Here is a 20,241-nt window from a genome sequence, read left to right as displayed (position 1 = left end):
TTAGCTTAAATCCATACAAAGATGAAAAGAATATATCTACTACTCAGCCTACTCGCCGGTTGCCTGTATATGCAGGCAGCAATCTATAACGTTAAGGACTTTGGAGCCAAAGCGGATGGAAAAACCATCGATTCTCCTGCTATTAATCGTGCAATTGAAGCAGCTGCAAAAGCCGGAGGAGGTACGGTTTACTTACCAGCCGGAGAATATGCCTGTTATTCTATCCGGTTAAAAAGTAACATTCATTTGTATCTGGAGCAAGGTACATGTATTCTTGCCGCCTTTCCCGGAAAAGAAGAAGGATATGATAGTGCCGAACCGAATGAACATAACAAATATCAGGATTTCGGACACAGCCACTGGAAGAATTCCTTAATTTGGGGAATCGGGCTGGAGAACATAACGATCAGTGGGCCCGGACTTATCTACGGTAAAGGGCTGACCCGCGAAGAAAGCCGTCTGCCGGGTGTAGGCAACAAGGCTATCAGCCTGAAGGAGTGTAGAAATGTGACTCTGAAAGATTTATCCATGTTGCATTGCGGACATTTCGCCCTGCTTGCCACAGGAGTAGATCATCTGACTATTCTGAATCTGAAAGTAGATACAAACCGGGATGGATTCGATATTGATTGTTGCCGGAATGTACGTATCAGCCAATGCACGGTGAACTCGCCCTGGGATGATGCCATTGTATTGAAAGCATCCTACGGTTTAGGACGTTTCCAGGATACGGAAAATGTGACGATCAGTGATTGTTATGTAAGCGGTTATGATAAAGGAAGTGTATTGGATGGCACCTGGCAACTGGATGAACCGCAAGCCCCCGATCATGGTTACCGCACCGGACGCATCAAACTGGGAACAGAAAGCAGCGGAGGCTTCCGCAATATTGCGATTACGAATTGTATCTTTGAACATTGCAGGGGGCTGGCATTGGAAACGGTAGACGGAGGACATCTGGAAGATATTGTTATCAACAATATAACGATGAGGAATATTGTCAACGCTCCTATCTTTCTCCGGTTAGGCACACGTATGCGTAGCCCCGAAGGTACGCCTGTAGGCACCATGAAACGTATCCTTATCAGCGACATCAACGTTTGGAATGCCGACAGCCGTTATGCCTCCATCATCAGCGGAGTGCCGGGTGCATGTATTGAGGACGTCACTTTCCGTAATATCCACCTCTATTATAAAGGAGGATATAGCGAAGAAGACGGCAAACGTGTTCCGCCCGAACAGGAGAAAGTATATCCCGAACCCTGGATGTTCGGCACTATTCCCGCCAAAGGATTTTACGTCCGCCATGCACGGAACATCACTTTCGACGGTATCCGCTTCCATTTTGAACAACCGGACGGACGACCGCTTTTTGTAACTGATGACGCAGAAAACATAGAATACTATAACACACCGAAAGAATAATGAATAAAAGACAATGGATAGTTCTTTGCCTGCTCGCCACAGGTGGAGTAATGCAAGCACAACAATGGCCGGACACTCCGATGGAAGCACGTCCCGGCGCCAGATGGTGGTGGCTGGGAAGTGCCGTAGACGAAAAGAACCTGACATATAATCTGGAAGAATACGCACGTGCCGGTATGGGAGCGGTAGAAATTACTCCTATCTATGGCGTACAAGGCAATGACGCGAATGAAATTCAGTTTCTTTCTCCCCGCTGGATGGAAATACTTAAACATACACAAGCGGAAGGAAAACGTACGGGTATGGAGATTGATATGAATACCGGAACCGGATGGCCTTTTGGCGGACCTGAAGTCAGTATCGAAGAGGCGGCTACCAAGGCTATCTTCCAGACATACGAAATAGAGGGCGGCAAAGAGATTGAACAAGATATCAACGTGACTGACCCTAAACAACAGCCATATTCCGTATTAAGCCGGGTGATGGCATACGATGAGAAAGGCAAATGTATCAACCTGACTGCTCACGTAAAAAAAGACAAGCTGCAATGGAAAGCACCTGTCGGCAAATGGAAAGTGATCGTTCTTTACATCGGAAAGACACGGCAGAAAGTGAAACGGGCAGCTCCGGGAGGAGAAGGATATGTGATGAACCACCTGTCAAAGAAAGCTGTCAAGAACTATCTTTCCCGCTTTGACCGTGCATTCAAGAGTAGCAAGACAAGCTATCCGCATACTTTCTTCAACGATTCATACGAGGTTTATCAAGCAGACTGGACGGATGATTTTCTGGAACAGTTCGCTCGCAGACGGGGATATAAGCTGGAAGAGCATTTCCCTGAATTTCTGGATGAAAGCCGTCCGGAAGTCAGCAGACGTATCGTGTCCGATTACCGGGAGACGATTTCCGACTTGTTATTGGAAAACTTCACCTGTCAATGGACAGACTGGGCACACAAAAACGGTAGTATCACCCGTAATCAGGCACATGGTTCGCCCGGCAATCTGATTGATATTTACGCAGCCGTAGATATTCCCGAATGTGAAGGCTTCGGACTGTCGCAGTTCCATATCGAAGGATTGCGTCAGGATTCGCTGACCAAGAAGAATGATTCGGACCTGTCTATGCTGAAATATGCCTCCTCAGCAGCTCATATTGCAGGAAAAACGTATACTTCTTCGGAGACATTCACCTGGCTGACGGAGCATTTCCGCACTTCCCTGTCGCAATGCAAACCGGATATGGATTTGATGTTCGTTTCCGGTGTCAATCATATGTTCTTCCACGGGACGCCTTACTCTCCGAAAGAAGCCGAATGGCCCGGATGGCTGTTCTATGCTTCTATCAATATGAGCCCGACGAACAGTATTTGGCGTGACGCTCCTTCGTTCTTCAATTATATCACCCGTTGTCAGAGTTTTCTGCAAATGGGACGACCGGATAATGATTTCCTGATTTATCTTCCGGTCTATGACATGTGGAACGAGCAACCGGGACGATTGTTACTGTTCACCATCCACCACATGGATAAACTCGCTCCCAAATTTATCAATGCTATCCATCGTATTAATAACAGCGGATATGACGGGGATTATATCTCTGACAACTTCATCCGCAGCACCCGTTTCAAGGACGGACAGTTGGTTACATCGGGCGGAACGGGTTATAAAGCATTAGTAGTGCCTGCCGCGCACTTGATGCCGAGTGATGTGCTGGCACATCTTTATGAACTGGCCAAGCAAGGAGCTACCATTGTATTCCTCGAAAACTATCCGACGGATGTACCGGGATATGGTCAGTTGGAACAGAAACGGAAAAGTTATCAACAGACTTTGAAGAATCTGCCTGCCGTATCGTTTTCAGAAACAACCGTCACCCCGATTGGGAAAGGTAAGATTATCACCGGAACGGATTATGCACGTACATTGGCCTGTTGCCATATCCCTGCGGAAGAAATGAAAACAAAATTCGGGTTACAGACCATTCGGAGAGTCAATGACACAGGACATCATTACTTCATCTCTTCACTGCAGAACAAAGGAGTAGATGGCTGGATTACTTTAGGTACAAATGCCAAAACAGCCGCTCTCTTTAACCCCATGACCGGAGAATGCGGAGAAGCGAAAGTGCGTCAGGTAGACGGGAAGACACAAGTCTATCTGCAATTAAAATCGGGCGAGTCTATCATCCTGCAAACATACCGACAACCTTTACAAGCATCCAAGCCGTGGAAGTATGTAAAAGAACAACCCTTTAGTCTTCGCCTGGACCATGGCTGGAAATTGCACTTTGCTGAAAGTAAACCGGAGATTCAGGGTACATTTGATATAGACCGTCCATGTTCATGGACAAACATAGATCATCCGGCAGCCCAAACAAATATGGGAACCGGCGTGTATTCTTTGGATATTGAGTTGCCGGCTCTGAAAGCTGACAACTGGATTCTTGACTTGGGAGACGTACGCGAAAGTGCCCGTGTCCGAATCAACGGACAGGAAGCAGGCTGTGTATGGGCAGTGCCTTATCAGCTTAAGGTAGGACAATTCCTGAAACCTGGAAAAAACCACATCGAGATAGAAGTCACTAACCTCCCTGCGAATCGGATTGCAGAATTGGACAGACAGGGAGTGCAGTGGCGCAAATTCAAGGAAATCAATATTGTAGATTTAAGATATCGTCCGGCTGATTATGGACATTGGGCTCCTATGCCTTCCGGTTTGAATAGTGAAGTACGGTTGATTCCGGTAGATTTTATACAAGAGTAAGTATCTATCCCCTTATTTGATTTCTGCTACACATAGAAAGTAAAGTTTCATGAGGCTGTCTAAAACCGACTTTTCAGACAGCCTCATGCCTTATTTAGTACATTACGGTATGTAGTGCAATCTTCTGTATACTTTTTAGTCTGTCCGGGTTGTTGTATCTCCACCCATAGCTGTGTGCGTCTTCCTCAGCCGCACAGCCTCGGCATATTTCTCCGTGCTGCGGCGCAGCGCTGTCCTCCCATTCTCCAGCCTGGTCATACCGAGCGTGGCGGACAGTTCCGGCTCGTGCTCGTGCAGGTACTTGCGGAAAGTTTCCGGGTTCAGCCCGAATTCGGCGGCAACCGCTGCCGTAGAGAGTCCGCCCTCTTTCAGCCTCTTGATGGCGGGGGCGTACTTTTGGGCCGTGAACCTGAGGTAGCGTTTCGTAGCGGACAAGGGGATGTCCCACACCTGTCCCATCTGCGTGCAGCCGCGCCTTTCCAAGATCAGCTCTCTGTGCCATGTGCGCAGGTGTGACCTCATAACGATGTCCGAAACGGTGTAAGGCTTCCGGCGCGCTTCCAGTGTTGCGATATAGTTGTCCAAATCACCCTGTATCTGTCTGAGCTCCCGGTTTAACTTACCGACTTCTCTTTTACTGCGTACAGCTTTTTAAAATTTGAGCGGCAAAAATAATATTAAAAGTGACGACAGTCTGTTTTATGTTGAAACTGAAAAATATTTCAGATATTTACATACCTATATAATATATAATAATAACTACCCTTGCCGCAAATAAGAAACAAGAAGTAGGAAAGATTGGTTCTGTCCATTTGGCTTTATTATCACATGTCATCATAGTCTAATCATTAACGCTTAATGAACTGTAATAAAGCCACCGTTCATTTTCATTATAACTAGCTGGCAATCAAAGATTATACTACTATAATCAATAGATTTTCAATAAGACATCTCTATCGTTTCACTCTAGTAAACAGGCTTATGCACTCTAGTGCACAAGTCTATTCACTCAAGTGCAACGGTCTGTTCACTAGAGTGGAATAATACCGATAAAGGCAGGAAAAAACAATAATACCAGTTGCGAAAGATATGTTATCTACCGACTTAACATACAAACTACGGTTATATTGCCTTCTACATATTAGTTTCTTGAAACAAAGACAAGCATAATATGCAGCATGAGAAATACGAAATAGAGTATGAGAAATACCTTCTTTAAAGGCATTTTATAGCTATAAACTATGAGAAATGTATGTAAACATTTTAATTCTCATAGTCTATACATCTAATTATCAGCCAAATGCGATTCTTTATGAGAATATGAGAAATGATTTTGCGAAATCGTTTCTAGTATTGCCTTACACTTCTTCACATACCGGCATATCCATCCCTTTATACACTACCACAATCTTGTGCAATTTCGTAGTGCCAACAGCTCGTTTCACAGTCTCCGTTTCTGCATAGCGGTTAGCTTGTTCGATAGCTTCCTGCCGCAATTCATCCACACGGCTTTCAGAGTCCTTGTATTTTGCATACTTCAATTCTATAATATAACTATGCGTCATGTCGGAATAGATATCCAACAAGGGACATAGGAATATATCAACATAGCCTGCTTGCGTATCTTGCTCGGAGATAGGACGGTAAAAGCGGTTCTGCGCTGTCATGGCAAGGGTGAAGCCATGGACGAAAAATTCACCTTTCTGTTTGTCACGTTGGGAAGCGTAACGTTTCAGGCAGTCGGCAATGTAGCCGAAATAGGCTTTCCATTCGCCATCGTAAGCAAGTCGACTGGCAAGTTCGTTCTTCTCATAACTGCTGAAACTTAGATCTGCGTCATTGTATGTATTCAGCAGATAGGTATAGAGTTGTTCCTGAACCACTTGGTTAGGGATGGTCAGCTTGGTCTTTCCTTTATGTATTCCGCTGATAGTGAGCATACCGAAATAATAGAGCAAACTCACAAAGTTGTCCGGATTGGTGATGCTGACAGCAGGGAAACCTTTCTTCAATTCTCCTGTGATATAGCCTTGACTTACTAAAGTCTGGACGACAGAAGCATCATGTGCAAACTCCTTGTCCTTACGGATAAGCATACGCAATTTTTCATAATCGATACGGATATTATCTTCTACCATATCCCGTGGCGCCCTACCACTCATAATATAGTTCTTAACAAAATAGAGTACCATATTAGAGTTATACATCGTGGTATCACCGTAACATTCCTGCGCAAAACAATAGTTGTCATACCACGGTTTCATTATTCCTATCAGTTCATCTACAGTATGCTTGAAAGGACTGTTTGTTGAATAGTAAGTCAGCATTTCGCGCACTTCCTCTTCAGTGAACCCCATCATTTCGTTAAATTCGGATGTAAGCGAATAATTAGTACCGATATTGAACCCACTAGTCAAATCATCCATTGTTACAGGGCTGACGCCCGTTATGAAACAACGCTTGATACTGGAATAAGTACCTGCTTTTATCTTGTTGAAGAAAGCGCGGAGATAACCTTCGCCATGTGTTTCATTGGTATAGCGGTGCAAGCTTTCGGGGTCGGCAAGTATGGCGTTGGTGAAATGGTCGTACTCATCAATAAACAGATAAATATCTCGACCGGCACGCTCACACTCATGATAAAGAAAGTCGAGCTGATTGACTGCCCCATCCTTTTCATCCAGCCTTTCTTTGATACCTTGCGGCAGAAGGTCGGCATAGACTTCGCAGAAATAATCAAAACAGATTTGGCAATGTGCATCCAGTCCTTCACGGTAGTTACTCAGTTCACCGACAATTCCGGAGAAATTGAGATAAAGCACCAGATAACTATTACGGTCACGCGTGGGATACTTACCTATATATAAGTCTCCGAAGAGTTCATCGAATTTGTCTTTAGTACGCACATCATAATAATGTTGTAGCACATTCAGCGTCAGGCTTTTGCCGAAACGTCGGGGGCGGATGAAGAAAAAGAAACGGTCTGCCTGTTCTATCAGAGGTATGAAATGGGTTTTGTCGACATAATAATAGTCTTCACGACGAATTAATGCGAAGTTCATCATACCATAGGGAATGCGCTTTCTATCCGGAAATAAATATTTTTCCATTACTTTATGCTTTAAAGAAATGAGTACTCTGTAAATGACAGAAACAAAGATAATCTCTTTCTGCCATTCTCACAAACAAAAGCACTTCCTTTTTGGGATACTCTTTCACAAAGGGAAGGATTATTCCTCACATGATTTGTTTTTATTCACCAGACACCCTCATTGAAAATCATTACTCATTTCAATGAGAATCATTCCAATGTAATAATCCCATTCCAAAGGGTTACTCTAAACTTATTACTGCCTGCTCCAACTGCTTCAACGCACATTCCAACGTAGCACGCGGACAAGCAATATTCAACCGCATGAAGCCTTCGCCTTCCTTGCCAAATGTTGCTCCATCGTTCAATGCCAAATGAGCATCTTCTATGAAAAGGCGGTTCAGTTCTTCCTGATTTAGTCCTAATTCACGGCAATCCAAAAAGATAAGGTAGGAAGCTTGCGGACGAATCATCTTGATAGTAGGAATATGCTCTTTCAGATAGTTTTCGGTGAAGTCTACATTTTCCTTGATATAAGCAAGTACTTGTTCAAGCCATTCAGTACCATGACTGTAAGCAGCCGCCACACTAAGATACGCAAACAGATGCCCTTCATTGAATTCACTGGCTTCCATATATGTCTGGAAACGGTGACGAAGTTCGTCATTTTCAATGATTGCATAAGAACTCGCCAGCCCCGGCATATTGAATGCTTTGCTCGGAGACATAAAGACGAGCGAATTCATCCGTGCCTTTTCCGAGATTAAAGCAAAAGTAGGATGTTTATAAGGTGGTAAGGTCAAGTCGGCATGAATCTCGTCCGAGATCACCAGAGTACCGCTTTCATAACAGATATCAGCTATTTGAGAAAGTTCCTCTTTTGTCCATACGCGTCCCCCCGGGTTATGGGGATTACTTAAAATAAGCAGTTTGCAGCCCTGAATATCTTGGCGGAAACGGTCAAAATTAATATAATATTGTCCGTCTTTCAGCACTAACGAACTGAATACGACTTCACGCTCATTCTTCTGTGTTACCAAAAAGAAAGGATGATAAACAGGAGGCATGACCATTACTTTATCACCTTTTTGCGTAAAACATTGAATAACGAAAGCCAATCCGCGGACAATACCGGGAGTGAATGTCAGCATCTCTTCACGAATCGTCCAGCCATGACGCTCTTTCACCCAATTGACAATAGACTCCGACCATTCTTTGCAAGCAAACGTATATCCAAGCACTTCATGCTCCAGGCGTTTCCTCAGAGCTTCTATTACAAAAGGAGCCGTACGGAAATCCATATCAGCTACCCACATCGGAATCAAGTCGTTGCGTCCCCAACGGCTTTCCACTCCGTCCCATTTTACGGAATCTGTACCGTTACGGTTTATTATTTCATCAAAATTATAGTTCATACTGCATGATGTTTTTATGTTATGTGAGACAAAAGTAGTACATTTGTACTCAATTCAAAAAGGAATTTATGACGAAAGCACTATTTTTTGATATAGACGGAACGCTGGTCAGTTTTGAAACTCACCGCATCCCGACTTCTACCATTGAGGCACTGGAAGCCGCCCACGCTAAAGGAATGAAGATATTTATCGCTACCGGACGCCCGAAAACCATTATCAACAATCTTTCCGAATTGCAGGACCGGAATCTTATCGATGGATATATAACGATGAACGGAGCCTATTGCTTTGTCGGTGAACAGGTGATTTACAAAAGTGCCATACCACAGGAAGAAGTGAAAGCAATGGCAGCTTTTTGCGAGAAGAAAGGTGTTCCCTGCATTTTCGTAGAAGAACATCATATTTCTGTCTGCCAACCTGATGATATGGTGAAAAAGATATTCTATGATTTTCTGCATGTGGATGTCATTCCTACTATATCTTTTGAAGAGGCAACAAGCAAGGAAATTATACAGATGACTCCTTTTATCACGGAGGAAGAAGAAAAAGAAATCTGCCCGTCCATCCCTACCTGCGAAATCGGACGCTGGTATCCTGCCTTTGCAGATATTACGGCCAAAGGAGACACCAAGCAGAAAGGGATGGATGAAATCATCCGTTACTTCGATATTAAACTGGAAGAAACGATGTCATTCGGAGACGGTGGAAACGACATCAGTATGCTTCGCCATGCAGCCATCGGAGTTGCTATGGGACAGGCTAAGGAAGACGTGAAAGCCGCTGCCGATTACGTTACGGCTCCCATTGACGAGGACGGAATCAGCAAAGCGATGAAACATTTCGGAATCATTTAATTAATGTGCCGATTTACCAATGCGCCCAAAACTATTATCCCGCGATTTCATGACACAACGTATTGGCAATTAGCACATCAACAAATTTGCATATTATTATATGATGAGCGTAGACACTAACAACGCTGAGTTTCAGGATGCACTGAATCTGATTCAATATACCCGCCAGTCGGTCTTTCTGACAGGAAAAGCCGGTACGGGAAAATCTACATTCCTGCGTTATGTCTGCGAGCATACCAAGAAAAAGCATGTCGTACTTGCTCCGACGGGTATTGCCGCCATCAATGCCGGGGGAAGCACCATGCACAGTTTCTTTAAACTACCTTTCTATCCGCTATTGCCGGATGATCCTAATTTAAGCCTCCAACGTAGCCGTATTCATGAGTTCTTCAAATACACCAAGCCACATCGTAAGTTGCTGGAACAGATAGAACTGGTCATTATCGACGAAATCTCTATGGTACGGGCGGATATTATTGATGCCATCGACCGTATTTTGCGCGTATATTCCCATAACTTGCGTGAACCTTTCGGTGGAAAACAGTTGTTATTGGTAGGCGATGTCTTCCAATTGGAACCTGTCGTGAAGAACGATGAGCGGGAAATATTGAACCGATTCTATCCCACTCCCTACTTTTTCTCTGCCAGAGTGTTCGGACAAATAGACCTCGTCTCTATCGAACTTCAAAAAGTATATCGACAGACAGACCCTGTATTCGTCAATGTCCTTGACCATATCCGCACCAATACAGTCGGAGCTGCAGACCTGCAACTACTTAACACCCGCTACGGAAGCCTGATTGAAGAATCGGAAGCGGATATGTACATCACGCTTGCTACCCGAAGGGATACGGTAGATTCAATCAATGAAAAGAAACTGACCGAACTTCCGGGAGAACCGATTACTTTTGAAGGGGTTATCGAAGGAGACTTTCCCGAAAGTAGTCTGCCTACTTCACAAGAGCTTGTACTAAAGCCCGGTGCACAGATTATCTTTATCAAGAATGATTTCGACCGTCGTTGGGTAAATGGTACGATTGGTGTCATTGCCGGAATTGACGAGGAAGAAGAAACCATCTACGTCATCACCGACGATGGAAAAGAATGTGACGTAAAACTGGAATCATGGCGAAATATCCGCTACCACTATAACGAAAAAACAAAAGAAATAGAAGAAGAAGTATTAGGCAGCTTCACTCAATACCCCATCCGGTTAGCATGGGCCATCACTGTTCATAAAAGTCAGGGACTGACTTTCAGCCGGGTAGTCATCGACTTCACCGGCGGTGTATTTGCCGGAGGACAAGCATACGTAGCACTTAGCCGTTGTACCTCACTGGACGGCATCCAGCTCAAGAAACCGATTAACAGGGCAGATGTTTTCATCCGTCCAGAGATTGTAAACTTTGCCGGACGCTTCAACAACCGCCAAGCCATCGACAAGGCACTGAAACAGGCACAAGCCGATGTGCAATATGCCGCAGCCGCACGTGCCTTCGACAAAGGGGATATGGAAGAGTGTCTGGAACAGTTTTTCCGTGCCATCCATTCCCGCTACGATATTGAGAAACCTGTTCCCCGTCGTTTGATCCGCCGTAAACTCGGCATTATCAATACACTGAAAGAACAGAACAAAAAACTCAAGGAACAGATGAAAGAACAGCAGGAACGTCTGCGCCAATACGCACACGAGTATCTGTTAATGGGAAACGAGTGTATCACTCAGGCACACGACGCACGTGCCGCCCTTGCCAACTATGACAAGGCACTCAGCCTCGACCCGAACTACATAGATGCCTGGATACGAAAAGGTATCACGCTCTTCAACAGCAAAGAGTACTTTGACGCGGAGAACTGCTTCAATACGGCTGTAAATCTTCATCCGGCAAACTTCAAAGCTGTCTACAACCGGGGGAAACTCCGACTAAAAACAGAAAATACAGAAGGCGCCATCGCCGACCTGGATAAAGCGACAAGCCTGAAACCGGAGCATGCCGGCGCGCATGAACTTTTTGGAGATGCTCTGTTAAAAGCCGGAAAAGAAGTGGAAGCTGCGTTACAATGGAGAATTGCAGAGGCACTGAAGAAAAAGAAGAATCCCTAAAAAATTCTCTTTTATCTCTTATTATCAAAAAGTTTTATTAGTTTTGCTCTTCATTATATCCCAAACTCTTAAAATAGAAGTAAATGAAAAAAGGTTTGAAAATCGCAGCTATCACCGTAGGAGTAATTATCATTCTGATGTTTCTTCTTCCTTTTGCCTTCCAAGGAAAGATAGCCAACATTGTAAAAACAGAAGGCAACAAGATGCTTAACGCACAATTTGACTTTAAGAACCTTAACATTAGTCTGTTCCGCAATTTTCCACAGGCTTCTGTCACTCTCGAAGATTTCTGGTTGAAAGGTACGGGTGAATTTGCCAATGACACCCTTGTACAGGCCGGAGAAGTTACCGCCGCAGTCAACTTATTCTCCCTTTTCGGAGATAGCGGTTACGATATTTCTAAAATATTTATCGAAGACACGAAGTTACATGCCATTGTCTTGCCGGACGGACATGCCAACTGGGATATCATGAAACCGGATACAATAGCAACAGTCGAAACACCTGCAGAAGAAGAAACTTCTCCTTTCAAAGTCAAGCTGCAACGCTTTGTTATCAAAAACATGAATCTGATTTATGACGATCAACAAGGAAAGATGTATGCTGATATCCGCGACTTCAACGCTATTTGTGCCGGAGACTTAGGAAGCGAACGTACCACCCTGAAACTGGAAGCGGAAACCAAATCACTCACCTACAAGATGAATGGAATCCCTTTCCTGACAAATGCCAATATCTCCGCTAAGATGGACGTAGACGCCGACCTTGCCAACAACAAATACACATTGAAAGACAACACTATCCGCCTCAACGCCATCCAGGCAGGAATCGACGGTTGGGTAGCCTTGAAAGACCCGGCTATCGACATGGACTTGAAACTTAACACGAATGATATAGGCTTCAAGGAAATTTTGTCATTGATTCCCGCCATTTACGCCACAGAATTCTCCAGCCTGAAAACAGACGGAACTGCAACGCTTACCGCAACGGCCAAAGGTATCCTGCAAGGAGACACCGTTCCGGCATTCAATATTGACATGCAAGTCAAGAATGCCATGTTCCGCTATCCGGCTTTACCGGCAGGAGTAGATCAAATCAACATCAGTGCCAACGTTCAAAATCCCGGAGGAAATATAGACCTGACTACGGTCAACATCCATCCGTTCAGTTTCCGCCTTGCCGGAAATCCGTTTAGCCTGACTGCTACAGTGAGAACACCGATCAGTGATCCGGATTTTAAAGCAGAAGCGAAAGGAGTGCTCAACTTAGGCATGATCAAACAAGTCTACCCGCTTGGAGAGATGGAGTTGAACGGCACCATTGATGCCGATATGCAAATGTCGGGACGCCTCTCATCTATCGAAAAAGAAGAATACGAACGTATACAAGCTTCGGGTACTATCGGACTGACGGGCATGAAACTCAAAATGAAAGATATGCCGGATGTAGAGATTAAAAAGTCTCTCTTCACCTTCACTCCGAAATACCTCCAGTTGAGTGAAACAACCGTCAACGTCGGAAAGAACGATATTACTGCCGACAGCCGGTTTGAAAACTACATCGGTTATGTATTGAAAGGTAGCACATTGAAAGGAAACCTGAATATTCGTTCCAACTACTTTAATCTGAACGACTTCATCACTGCTTTTGCCGATGAAGCCTCCACATCAGAAGCTGCGTCCACCGACTCTGTAGCTACAGCCGCCACAAGTATTGTTGAAGTTCCCCATAACATCGACTTTCAAATGGACGCTAACCTGAAACAAGTGTTATTCGACAAGATGTCTTTCAATAATATGAATGGCAAACTTGTTGTAAAAGATGGCAAAGTGGATATGAAAAACCTTTCCATGAACACCATGGGTGGTAATGTAGTGATGAACGGATATTATTCGACCGCGAACGTGAAGAAACCGGAACTGAAAGCCGGATTCAAGCTCTCCAATATCGGTTTCGCACAAGCTTACAAAGAACTGGATATGGTGCAGAAAATGGCTCCTATCTTCGAAAACCTGAAAGGTAATTTCTCCGGAAGCATCAATGTCCTGACAGATTTGGATGCAACCATGAGCCCCGTACTGAATACGATGCAGGGTGACGGTAGCCTTTCCACCCGCGACCTTAGTTTAAGCGGAGTAAAAGCAATCGATCAGATAGCCGATGCCGTGAAGCAACCCAGTCTGAAAGACATGAAAGTGAAAGACATGACATTGGATTTCACCATCAAAGACGGCCGCGTAGAAACCAAACCGTTTGATATCAAGATGGGAGACTACACACTGAATCTTTCCGGCAGCACAGGACTCGATCAAACCATCGACTATTCCGGTAAAATGAAACTGCCCGCATCCGTAGGCAATATCTCTAAGTTAATGACTCTTGACTTGAAAATCGGAGGTTCGTTCACCTCTCCGAAAGTCAGCGTAGATACTAAAAGCATGGCCAACCAAGCTGTCGAAGCCGTAGCCGATGAAGCAATCAGCAAACTCGGACAGAAACTTGGACTGGACTCTGCCGCTACCGCCAACAAAGACTCAATCAAACAGAAAGTCACAGAGAAAGCTGCGGAAAAGGCACTGGATTTCTTGAAAAAGAAACTCAAATAAAAAAGAGAAGACAATAACCATTTAACCCACTCGTCCCTCCTCCTTCTCCTTTGCGAGAGGGAAGGGATGAAGCTTTTAATATGCTACTGAAACTATATGATAAAAACAATAACCCGCAGGATTTACAACGAATCATCGATATCCTGAATGATGGCGGACTTATCATCTATCCTACCGATACGATGTACGCCATCGGCTGTCATGGTCTGAAGGAACGTGCCATAGAACGGATCTGCCGGATTAAAGAGATAGACCCTCGAAAAAACAATCTGTCTATCATCTGTTATGACTTAAGTAGTATCAGCGAATATGCGAAAGTAGACAATAACGTATTCAAACTGATGAAGCATAACCTTCCGGGACCATTTACCTTTATTTTGAACGGAACCAACCGGTTACCGAAAATCTTCCGCAACCGGAAAGAAGTAGGTATCCGTATGCCGGACAACAACATCATCCGTGAAATCGCACGCCTGCTGGACGCTCCCATTATGACCACCACACTGCCCCACGAAGAGCACGAGGACTTGGAATATATGACTGATCCCGAGCTTATAGATGAAAAGTTCGGCGACATCGTTGATCTGGTCATTGACGGCGGTATCGGAGGTATAGAACCTTCAACGGTAGTGAAATGCACGGATAACGAACTGGAAATCGTCCGACAGGGAAAAGGCTGGCTGGAAGAGAATTAATTCCGCTGACAGCTATCTCTAACATACAAAATGGGCTGCAATCAATTCAACACTGATGCAGCCCATTCTCTTTTTATAAAATCATTTTTATGCTTACTTAATCAAAGATTCCGGATCTAAATGAGCAGACTCGATATCTTTGAAGTAACGGTAAGTACCTACTTTCAATTCCACCGTAGCAGCATCATCACAAACAATAATACCTTTTTCATGCATTTGCAATGCACTGATTGTCCACATCTGCGTGATAGCACCTTCTACTGCATGATACAAAGCACGAGCTTTGTTATGACCGTTTACAATAATCATCACTTCCTTTGCAGAAAGCACAGTACCCACTCCCACTGTCAAAGAAGTCTTAGGAACTTTGTTGATGTCATTATCGAAGAAACGGGAGTTAGCAATGATGGTATCCATCGTCAATGTTTTCTGACGAGTGCGTGAAGTCAATGAAGATCCCGGTTCGTTGAACGCAATATGTCCGTCAGGACCGATACCGCCCATGAACAAGTCAATGCCACCGTATGACTTGATCTTGTCTTCATAACGTGCACACTCTGCATCCAAATCCGGAGCATTACCATTCAGAATATTCGTATTCTCCGGTTTGATGTCGATATGACCGAAAAAGTTATTCCACATGAAAGAATAATAGCTTTCCGGGTGTTCTTTCGGCAATCCAACATATTCATCCATGTTGAATGTTACCACATTCTGGAAAGAAACGATTCCTTTCTTATTCAGGTCGATCAAAGCTTTATACATACCCAGAGGAGAAGATCCGGTGGGGCAGCCCAATACAAATGGTTTTTCGGGGGTTGGATTGGCAGCTTTTATTTTAGCAGCAACATAATGTGCAGCCCACAGAGATACGGACTGATAGTCCGGCTGAATAATAAGTCTCATAAGTCGATTGTTTTATAGGTTAGTTAATAAATTATTATCTCATTCACAGTTTTAACGATCTTTCTTCAAACGATCTGCCATGGCACGTGCCAGGTTTTCACATTGAGTATAAGTCAGGTCCTTCATTGCCTGTTTCATCTCCACCGGATCACCGACCAATTCGAATTTGCCCTTTTCCGCAAACTCTGCCAGACGCTTCACAGCAGCACCTGCCCATGTGAAAGAACCGAAATAACCCAAATAGCGTCCCTTCACCTCACGCAACAAAATCTTTGAGAGCAGCGCTTCCACTTCCGGGAATATCTGATTGCTATACGTAGGAGAACCGATAATCAATCCCTTGTAACGGAAAATATCCGCTATAATATAAGAAGGATGACTCTTTGTCACATTATGCATGACGATGTTCTTAACACCCTGTGCCGAAAGCTCTTCAGCAATAGCTTCCGCCATTTGCTCCGTATTTCCATACATGCTTCCATAAGCAATAACAACACCTTCGTCGGCATCATAACGACTCAAACGGTCATAGATACCAACTACCTTGGCAATATTCTCTGTCCATACCGGTCCATGTGTAGAGCAAATAGCAGAAATAGGTAGTCCTCCCAATTTTTGCAAAGCTTTTTGCACGGGGCTTCCGTATTTGCCTACGATGTTAGAGTAGTAACGAACCATTTCCCCCCAATACTTATCCACATTGATCCGCGTATCCAGGAATCCGCCATCTACAGTGCCAAAGCATCCGAATCCGTCGCCGGAGAAAAGAACGCCATCCGTTTCATCAAAAGTCATCATCGTTTCCGGCCAATGCACCATCGGAGTCATATAAAAACGCAGTTTATGATGTCCCAAAGCTAAGAAATCACCTTCCTTTACCAGATACTGTTCGCCGGTTACACCGTAGAACCCTTCAATCATACCGAATGTCTGCTTGTTACCCACGATAATAATTTCCGGATAATGTTGCTTAATCAGTCGGATAGATCCCGAATGATCCGGTTCCATGTGGTTTATAATCAAATAATTAATGGGACGTTCTCCAATCACTTGCTTGATCTTACGCAAGTAGACTTCAAAATAACAAATATCTACCGTATCCACCAATGCCACCATCTCATCATCAATCAGATAAGAGTTATATGAAACTCCATAGGGTAATGGCCACATCCCTTCAAATCTGTGCTTGTTACGGTCATTCACTCCCACATAGTGGACATTTCCTTTAATTCTTGTTTTATGTTCCATTCTTCAAATCCATTTAATATTTCTTCCACCATCTATATTCCGCTCAAACAGCTATTTATTCAGTGGTAAGTTTATCGTCTGCAAAAATAATCCTTTTTTCCGAATCCCTATACTTCTTACCTTGATAAGCACCTCTTTCTTTCATTCTTTTTTGTAAACGCGCTACAAATTCATAATTTCTCAATCCCCAGTCCGGAGCTATTAATAAATCTTTAGGAGATTGGGAAACAAAACGCTCCACAACTATATCGGGACGGAGATGTTCTACATAATCAATCACCAGATCAATGTATTCCTCCACCTTGTTAAACAAATGAAAACCATCAGGAGCTTCATCATACTCATGTGCCATTCGTGTACCACGAATCAATTGTAACTGATGGATCTTGAGGGTAGCTAAAGGCAGGTCGGAAAGTATTTCCGCTTGTGCCACCATCGTATCATGCGTTTCTCCCGGAAGTCCGAGGATGATATGTCCGCCTGTCAAGATACCACAGGCGGCTGTCCGCCGGACGGCTTCCACCGTATCGGCATAAGTATGCCCCCGGTTTATGCGTTTTAAGGTTTCGTCACAAGTGCTCTCGATCCCATATTCAACCATAAGAAAAGTATGTTTGTTCAATTCTTCCAAGTAACGCAACAAACTCTCCGGCATACAATCGGGGCGTGTACCTATCACCAGTCCGACCACCCCGTCTACCGTCAACGCTTCTTCATATTTACGCTTCAAGCCTTCCAGTTCGGCATACGTATTGGTATAAGCCTGAAAGTAGGCCAAATATTTCATTTCCGGATATTTATGAGCAAAAAAGCATTTACCTTCTTCCAATTGGGTAGTGATAGACTTCTCTGTCCGGCAGTAATCCGGATTAAAAGTTTGGTTATTGCAATATGTACATCCGCCCCATCCTTTTGTTCCGTCACGATTAGGACAAGTGAAACCTGCATTCAATGAAATCTTTTGCACCTTGTAAGGAAAATATTTCCGCAGAAAAGTAGGAAAATCATTATATAATAACTGTGTAGACATATTCATTCACTTCTTTTTTTATTTTACCTACAAACATAAGCAAAATCATCGAGTTATGGCAAGTTGACACAAAATATCTTCAATACATTAAAAATTTCATAATTTCCATAAGATAAATTAATAAACATTGCTATTAAAAAAATTATTTAATTAGCTTTGTCCTGATTTTAGGCATTGGCAGGAGGATACTTGTGAAAGTCTTGTGCAATTATTCCCCAATTATGATTTCATCTCACCATACCCCATGCAACTCTTGTCAATAAAATTATCCTCTTTATATTCTGAATAAGATTATAAAGAGGATTTTTTAACGAATATTATTTATTTCACTTTTCCAAAACAAAGAAGAGAGACCAATATTATTGCCCAACCGTTCTGCTAGGTGAAACATTTATAACAGGGCTGTAGTGAGAGTATATTACAAAATCAGAATAAACAGATTTTATATCCCCAACCGTTCTTTCAGCAACCGGTAGCCGGAAAGGCTAACCCGAAGTTTCACCCCATTCTTCAATAGTAACTGATAGGTTTCTTTTCCAAAAAGCTCGACCCGGGAAATCTGCGTAACATTCACAATCGTAGAACGATGCACCCGAACAAATGTATCTGGAGAGAGATGAGTTTCAAAATACTTCATGGTCTGCTCTTTCAGGTATTCGCCTGTGGGGGTTATCAGCATCACATAATCTCCACACGCTTGTATGTAGATCAATTCGTCTGCCTTCACCAAATGAATCCGGGAACCGTCTTTCACTGTAATACGATCTATCCATTCCATGGGTGATTCTTCCTGCTGTTCAGCCACATTCACCTGATGTACCGCCAGTTCTTTTTCCATTTCCAGGTTTTGTACTTCTTCTTTTGTGACTATCAAGCGGTACCATAGAGTAATGGCAATTAAAACCGGTAATCCGAACAATAACCGGAAAGGGATTGTCTGCGCAAAAGGAACATAGGACACTCCTACAATTCTCACCATTATATCACAGACCATAAAACTTCCTGCCAGCCAAAGCAGACTTCCAACGATAATCATAATTACATCCGTCTGGAACAACGAGACAAGACCGACCACAAACCATGCCAGATAGGCGATAGCCACCAGCCAACCAATCGTTGCTATTCCATCTACCAAAGCGGGAAGATAATCGTTTCCGGTGTATCCACAAACCAAAGTTACCTGGAATGCAACCAGAATCAATGCCAGCACCAGCATCGGAATCCAACGAAAAGGAGATTCTATAATCGGATGTGCTTTCATACGCTAGCCTTTAACCTCCAAGCCTCCGAAAGAAAGTGTTCCCCGAATTACTAACACACTCTCCTTATTTATATTTCCATTCTGCCAACGTTTATCATCACATCCTCCAAAGAAAGCATTGCATTTAAACACGACTTTCCAGTCAGAAGGGACATATATCTCAACTCCTCCCCAACTGCAATCCAAATCTATGTATGTTTCTCCGGGTGCAATATGAGTATGCCGCAAATCAATCGTTGTTCCTCCAAAGGATGTGCGAATGACAGCTCCTTTAAACAATTCGTCAAGTACCACGTGACGGGCAGCTCCCCAAACATTCTCAGCACGTAGAAAACCATCTACTGACTCTGCCTGCTGTTGCTCACTTTCAAAATTCATGCCGGATTGTCCCTGATGCATCTTCATCCATTTCTGACGATGTTGCATGGCATGATGATGCGCCCAATGCCCCCGCCTATTCTTGCCGGATTTTAAAAAAAATAAGACACCTGCTGTGATCAGAGCGATAGGCCATACCATTGCCTGCGAATTTTCTGGCAACCATGAAAGCCCTCCAATCAAAAAATACACACCTATCAGCAAAAAGATGATTCCACCGATGAAATGGCGGCGAATCATAGAATATATACCTAATATAATAAGGAATGAATGCCAGGATACGATCATATCGAAGACTTCAGATGTAACCCATCCCATATTACGGGCAAACAGCAGAATCCCGGAAAGGATAAAAAGCGAAGCTATCAGTATTTTACCGGAAAAGCCTGTAGCAGTGGGAAATTTTTGTTTCTCTTCCATTGTCTCTATTACTAATTGATTAATGGTTCAAAGATACATCATT

Annotated in this window: 14 protein-coding genes; 6 read left to right on the top strand and 8 right to left on the bottom strand. The window is 43.7% G+C overall.

Annotated features, from left to right (window positions below):
- The first annotated feature begins 21 nt into the window (after nt 1-21).
- Both A4V03_RS02255 and A4V03_RS02250 read left to right on the top strand, forming a co-directional pair.
- On the top strand, nt 22-1,425 hold the full coding sequence (locus A4V03_RS02255; protein WP_065537793.1) for a rhamnogalacturonidase: 1,404 nt from the start codon (nt 22-24) through the stop codon (nt 1,423-1,425).
- Nucleotides 1,425-4,190, top strand: a complete 2,766-nt coding sequence (locus tag A4V03_RS02250) for an alpha-L-rhamnosidase (protein ID WP_065537792.1) — start codon at nt 1,425-1,427, stop codon at nt 4,188-4,190. Before A4V03_RS02255 ends, A4V03_RS02250 begins: the two co-directional genes overlap by 1 nt.
- Before the next feature lie 94 nt (nt 4,191-4,284).
- On the opposite strand, the gene A4V03_RS02245 is transcribed toward A4V03_RS02250, so the two are convergent.
- The 3 genes from A4V03_RS02245 to A4V03_RS02235 all read right to left on the bottom strand — a co-directional run bounded on the left by A4V03_RS02245 (nt 4,285) and on the right by A4V03_RS02235 (nt 8,696).
- Nucleotides 4,285-4,692, bottom strand: coding sequence for a hypothetical protein (locus tag A4V03_RS02245; RefSeq protein ID WP_157447981.1), 408 nt, complete (start codon nt 4,690-4,692; stop codon nt 4,285-4,287).
- Nucleotides 4,693-5,548: 856 nt separating this feature from the next.
- Nucleotides 5,549-7,300, bottom strand: coding sequence for an AAA family ATPase (locus tag A4V03_RS02240; RefSeq protein WP_024986425.1), 1,752 nt, complete (start codon nt 7,298-7,300; stop codon nt 5,549-5,551).
- Between the two features lie 223 nt (nt 7,301-7,523).
- Nucleotides 7,524-8,696 carry a MalY/PatB family protein gene (locus tag A4V03_RS02235; protein ID WP_065537790.1) on the bottom strand — a complete coding sequence of 391 codons (1,173 nt, stop codon included), beginning with the start codon at nt 8,694-8,696 and terminating at the stop codon, nt 7,524-7,526.
- A gap of 68 nt (nt 8,697-8,764) precedes the next feature.
- On the opposite strand from A4V03_RS02235, the gene A4V03_RS02230 reads away from it, so the two are divergent.
- The 4 genes from A4V03_RS02230 to A4V03_RS02215 all read left to right on the top strand — a co-directional run bounded on the left by A4V03_RS02230 (nt 8,765) and on the right by A4V03_RS02215 (nt 14,955).
- On the top strand, nt 8,765-9,550 hold the full coding sequence (locus A4V03_RS02230; protein WP_065537789.1) for a Cof-type HAD-IIB family hydrolase: 786 nt from the start codon (nt 8,765-8,767) through the stop codon (nt 9,548-9,550).
- 103 nt (nt 9,551-9,653) lie between these two features.
- Nucleotides 9,654-11,654: an AAA family ATPase gene (locus A4V03_RS02225; protein ID WP_065540247.1), complete on the top strand. Its 2,001-nt coding sequence runs from the start codon at nt 9,654-9,656 to the stop codon at nt 11,652-11,654.
- 83 nt (nt 11,655-11,737) lie between these two features.
- Complete coding sequence (locus A4V03_RS02220) at nt 11,738-14,260, top strand: AsmA family protein (protein ID WP_065537788.1); 2,523 nt, start codon at nt 11,738-11,740, stop codon at nt 14,258-14,260.
- 80 nt (nt 14,261-14,340) lie between these two features.
- Nucleotides 14,341-14,955, top strand: a complete 615-nt coding sequence (locus tag A4V03_RS02215; RefSeq protein ID WP_065537787.1) for an L-threonylcarbamoyladenylate synthase — start codon at nt 14,341-14,343, stop codon at nt 14,953-14,955.
- Nucleotides 14,956-15,048: 93 nt separating this feature from the next.
- On the opposite strand, the gene nagB is transcribed toward A4V03_RS02215, so the two are convergent.
- The 5 genes from nagB to A4V03_RS02190 form a co-directional block, all read right to left on the bottom strand.
- Nucleotides 15,049-15,861, bottom strand: coding sequence for a glucosamine-6-phosphate deaminase (gene nagB, locus A4V03_RS02210; protein ID WP_065537786.1), 813 nt, complete (start codon nt 15,859-15,861; stop codon nt 15,049-15,051).
- A gap of 51 nt (nt 15,862-15,912) precedes the next feature.
- On the bottom strand, nt 15,913-17,109 hold the full coding sequence (locus tag A4V03_RS02205; RefSeq protein WP_065537785.1) for an FprA family A-type flavoprotein: 1,197 nt from the start codon (nt 17,107-17,109) through the stop codon (nt 15,913-15,915).
- A 55-nt stretch (nt 17,110-17,164) separates the two neighbouring features.
- Nucleotides 17,165-18,145 carry a TIGR01212 family radical SAM protein gene (locus A4V03_RS02200; RefSeq protein ID WP_201442227.1) on the bottom strand — a complete coding sequence of 327 codons (981 nt, stop codon included), beginning with the start codon at nt 18,143-18,145 and terminating at the stop codon, nt 17,165-17,167.
- Between the two features lie 436 nt (nt 18,146-18,581).
- The gene (locus A4V03_RS02195; RefSeq protein WP_065537784.1) at nt 18,582-19,400 is read right to left on the bottom strand and encodes a LytTR family DNA-binding domain-containing protein; all 819 of its coding nucleotides are present in this window, start codon (nt 19,398-19,400) and stop codon (nt 18,582-18,584) included.
- Nucleotides 19,401-19,403: 3 nt separating this feature from the next.
- On the bottom strand, nt 19,404-20,198 hold the full coding sequence (locus tag A4V03_RS02190) for a LiaF transmembrane domain-containing protein (protein WP_065537783.1): 795 nt from the start codon (nt 20,196-20,198) through the stop codon (nt 19,404-19,406).
- Nucleotides 20,199-20,241 lie beyond the last annotated feature (43 nt).

The organism is Bacteroides caecimuris (assembly GCF_001688725.2).
Classification (GTDB): domain Bacteria; phylum Bacteroidota; class Bacteroidia; order Bacteroidales; family Bacteroidaceae; genus Bacteroides; species Bacteroides caecimuris.
This window is presented reverse-complemented; position numbering and strand designations above follow the sequence as displayed.

Coding starts and splice junctions, on each gene's coding strand:
- A4V03_RS02255 (WP_065537793.1), top strand. CDS start 22: ATGAAAAGAATATATCTACTACTCAGCCTACTCGCCGGTTGCCTGTAT.
- A4V03_RS02250 (WP_065537792.1), top strand. CDS start 1,425: ATGAATAAAAGACAATGGATAGTTCTTTGCCTGCTCGCCACAGGTGGA.
- A4V03_RS02245 (WP_157447981.1), bottom strand. CDS start 4,692: ATGGCACAGAGAGCTGATCTTGGAAAGGCGCGGCTGCACGCAGATGGG.
- A4V03_RS02240 (WP_024986425.1), bottom strand. CDS start 7,300: ATGGAAAAATATTTATTTCCGGATAGAAAGCGCATTCCCTATGGTATG.
- A4V03_RS02235 (WP_065537790.1), bottom strand. CDS start 8,696: ATGAACTATAATTTTGATGAAATAATAAACCGTAACGGTACAGATTCC.
- A4V03_RS02230 (WP_065537789.1), top strand. CDS start 8,765: ATGACGAAAGCACTATTTTTTGATATAGACGGAACGCTGGTCAGTTTT.
- A4V03_RS02225 (WP_065540247.1), top strand. CDS start 9,654: ATGAGCGTAGACACTAACAACGCTGAGTTTCAGGATGCACTGAATCTG.
- A4V03_RS02220 (WP_065537788.1), top strand. CDS start 11,738: ATGAAAAAAGGTTTGAAAATCGCAGCTATCACCGTAGGAGTAATTATC.
- A4V03_RS02215 (WP_065537787.1), top strand. CDS start 14,341: ATGCTACTGAAACTATATGATAAAAACAATAACCCGCAGGATTTACAA.
- nagB (WP_065537786.1), bottom strand. CDS start 15,861: ATGAGACTTATTATTCAGCCGGACTATCAGTCCGTATCTCTGTGGGCT.
- A4V03_RS02205 (WP_065537785.1), bottom strand. CDS start 17,109: ATGGAACATAAAACAAGAATTAAAGGAAATGTCCACTATGTGGGAGTG.
- A4V03_RS02200 (WP_201442227.1), bottom strand. CDS start 18,145: ATGAATATGTCTACACAGTTATTATATAATGATTTTCCTACTTTTCTG.
- A4V03_RS02195 (WP_065537784.1), bottom strand. CDS start 19,400: ATGAAAGCACATCCGATTATAGAATCTCCTTTTCGTTGGATTCCGATG.
- A4V03_RS02190 (WP_065537783.1), bottom strand. CDS start 20,198: ATGGAAGAGAAACAAAAATTTCCCACTGCTACAGGCTTTTCCGGTAAA.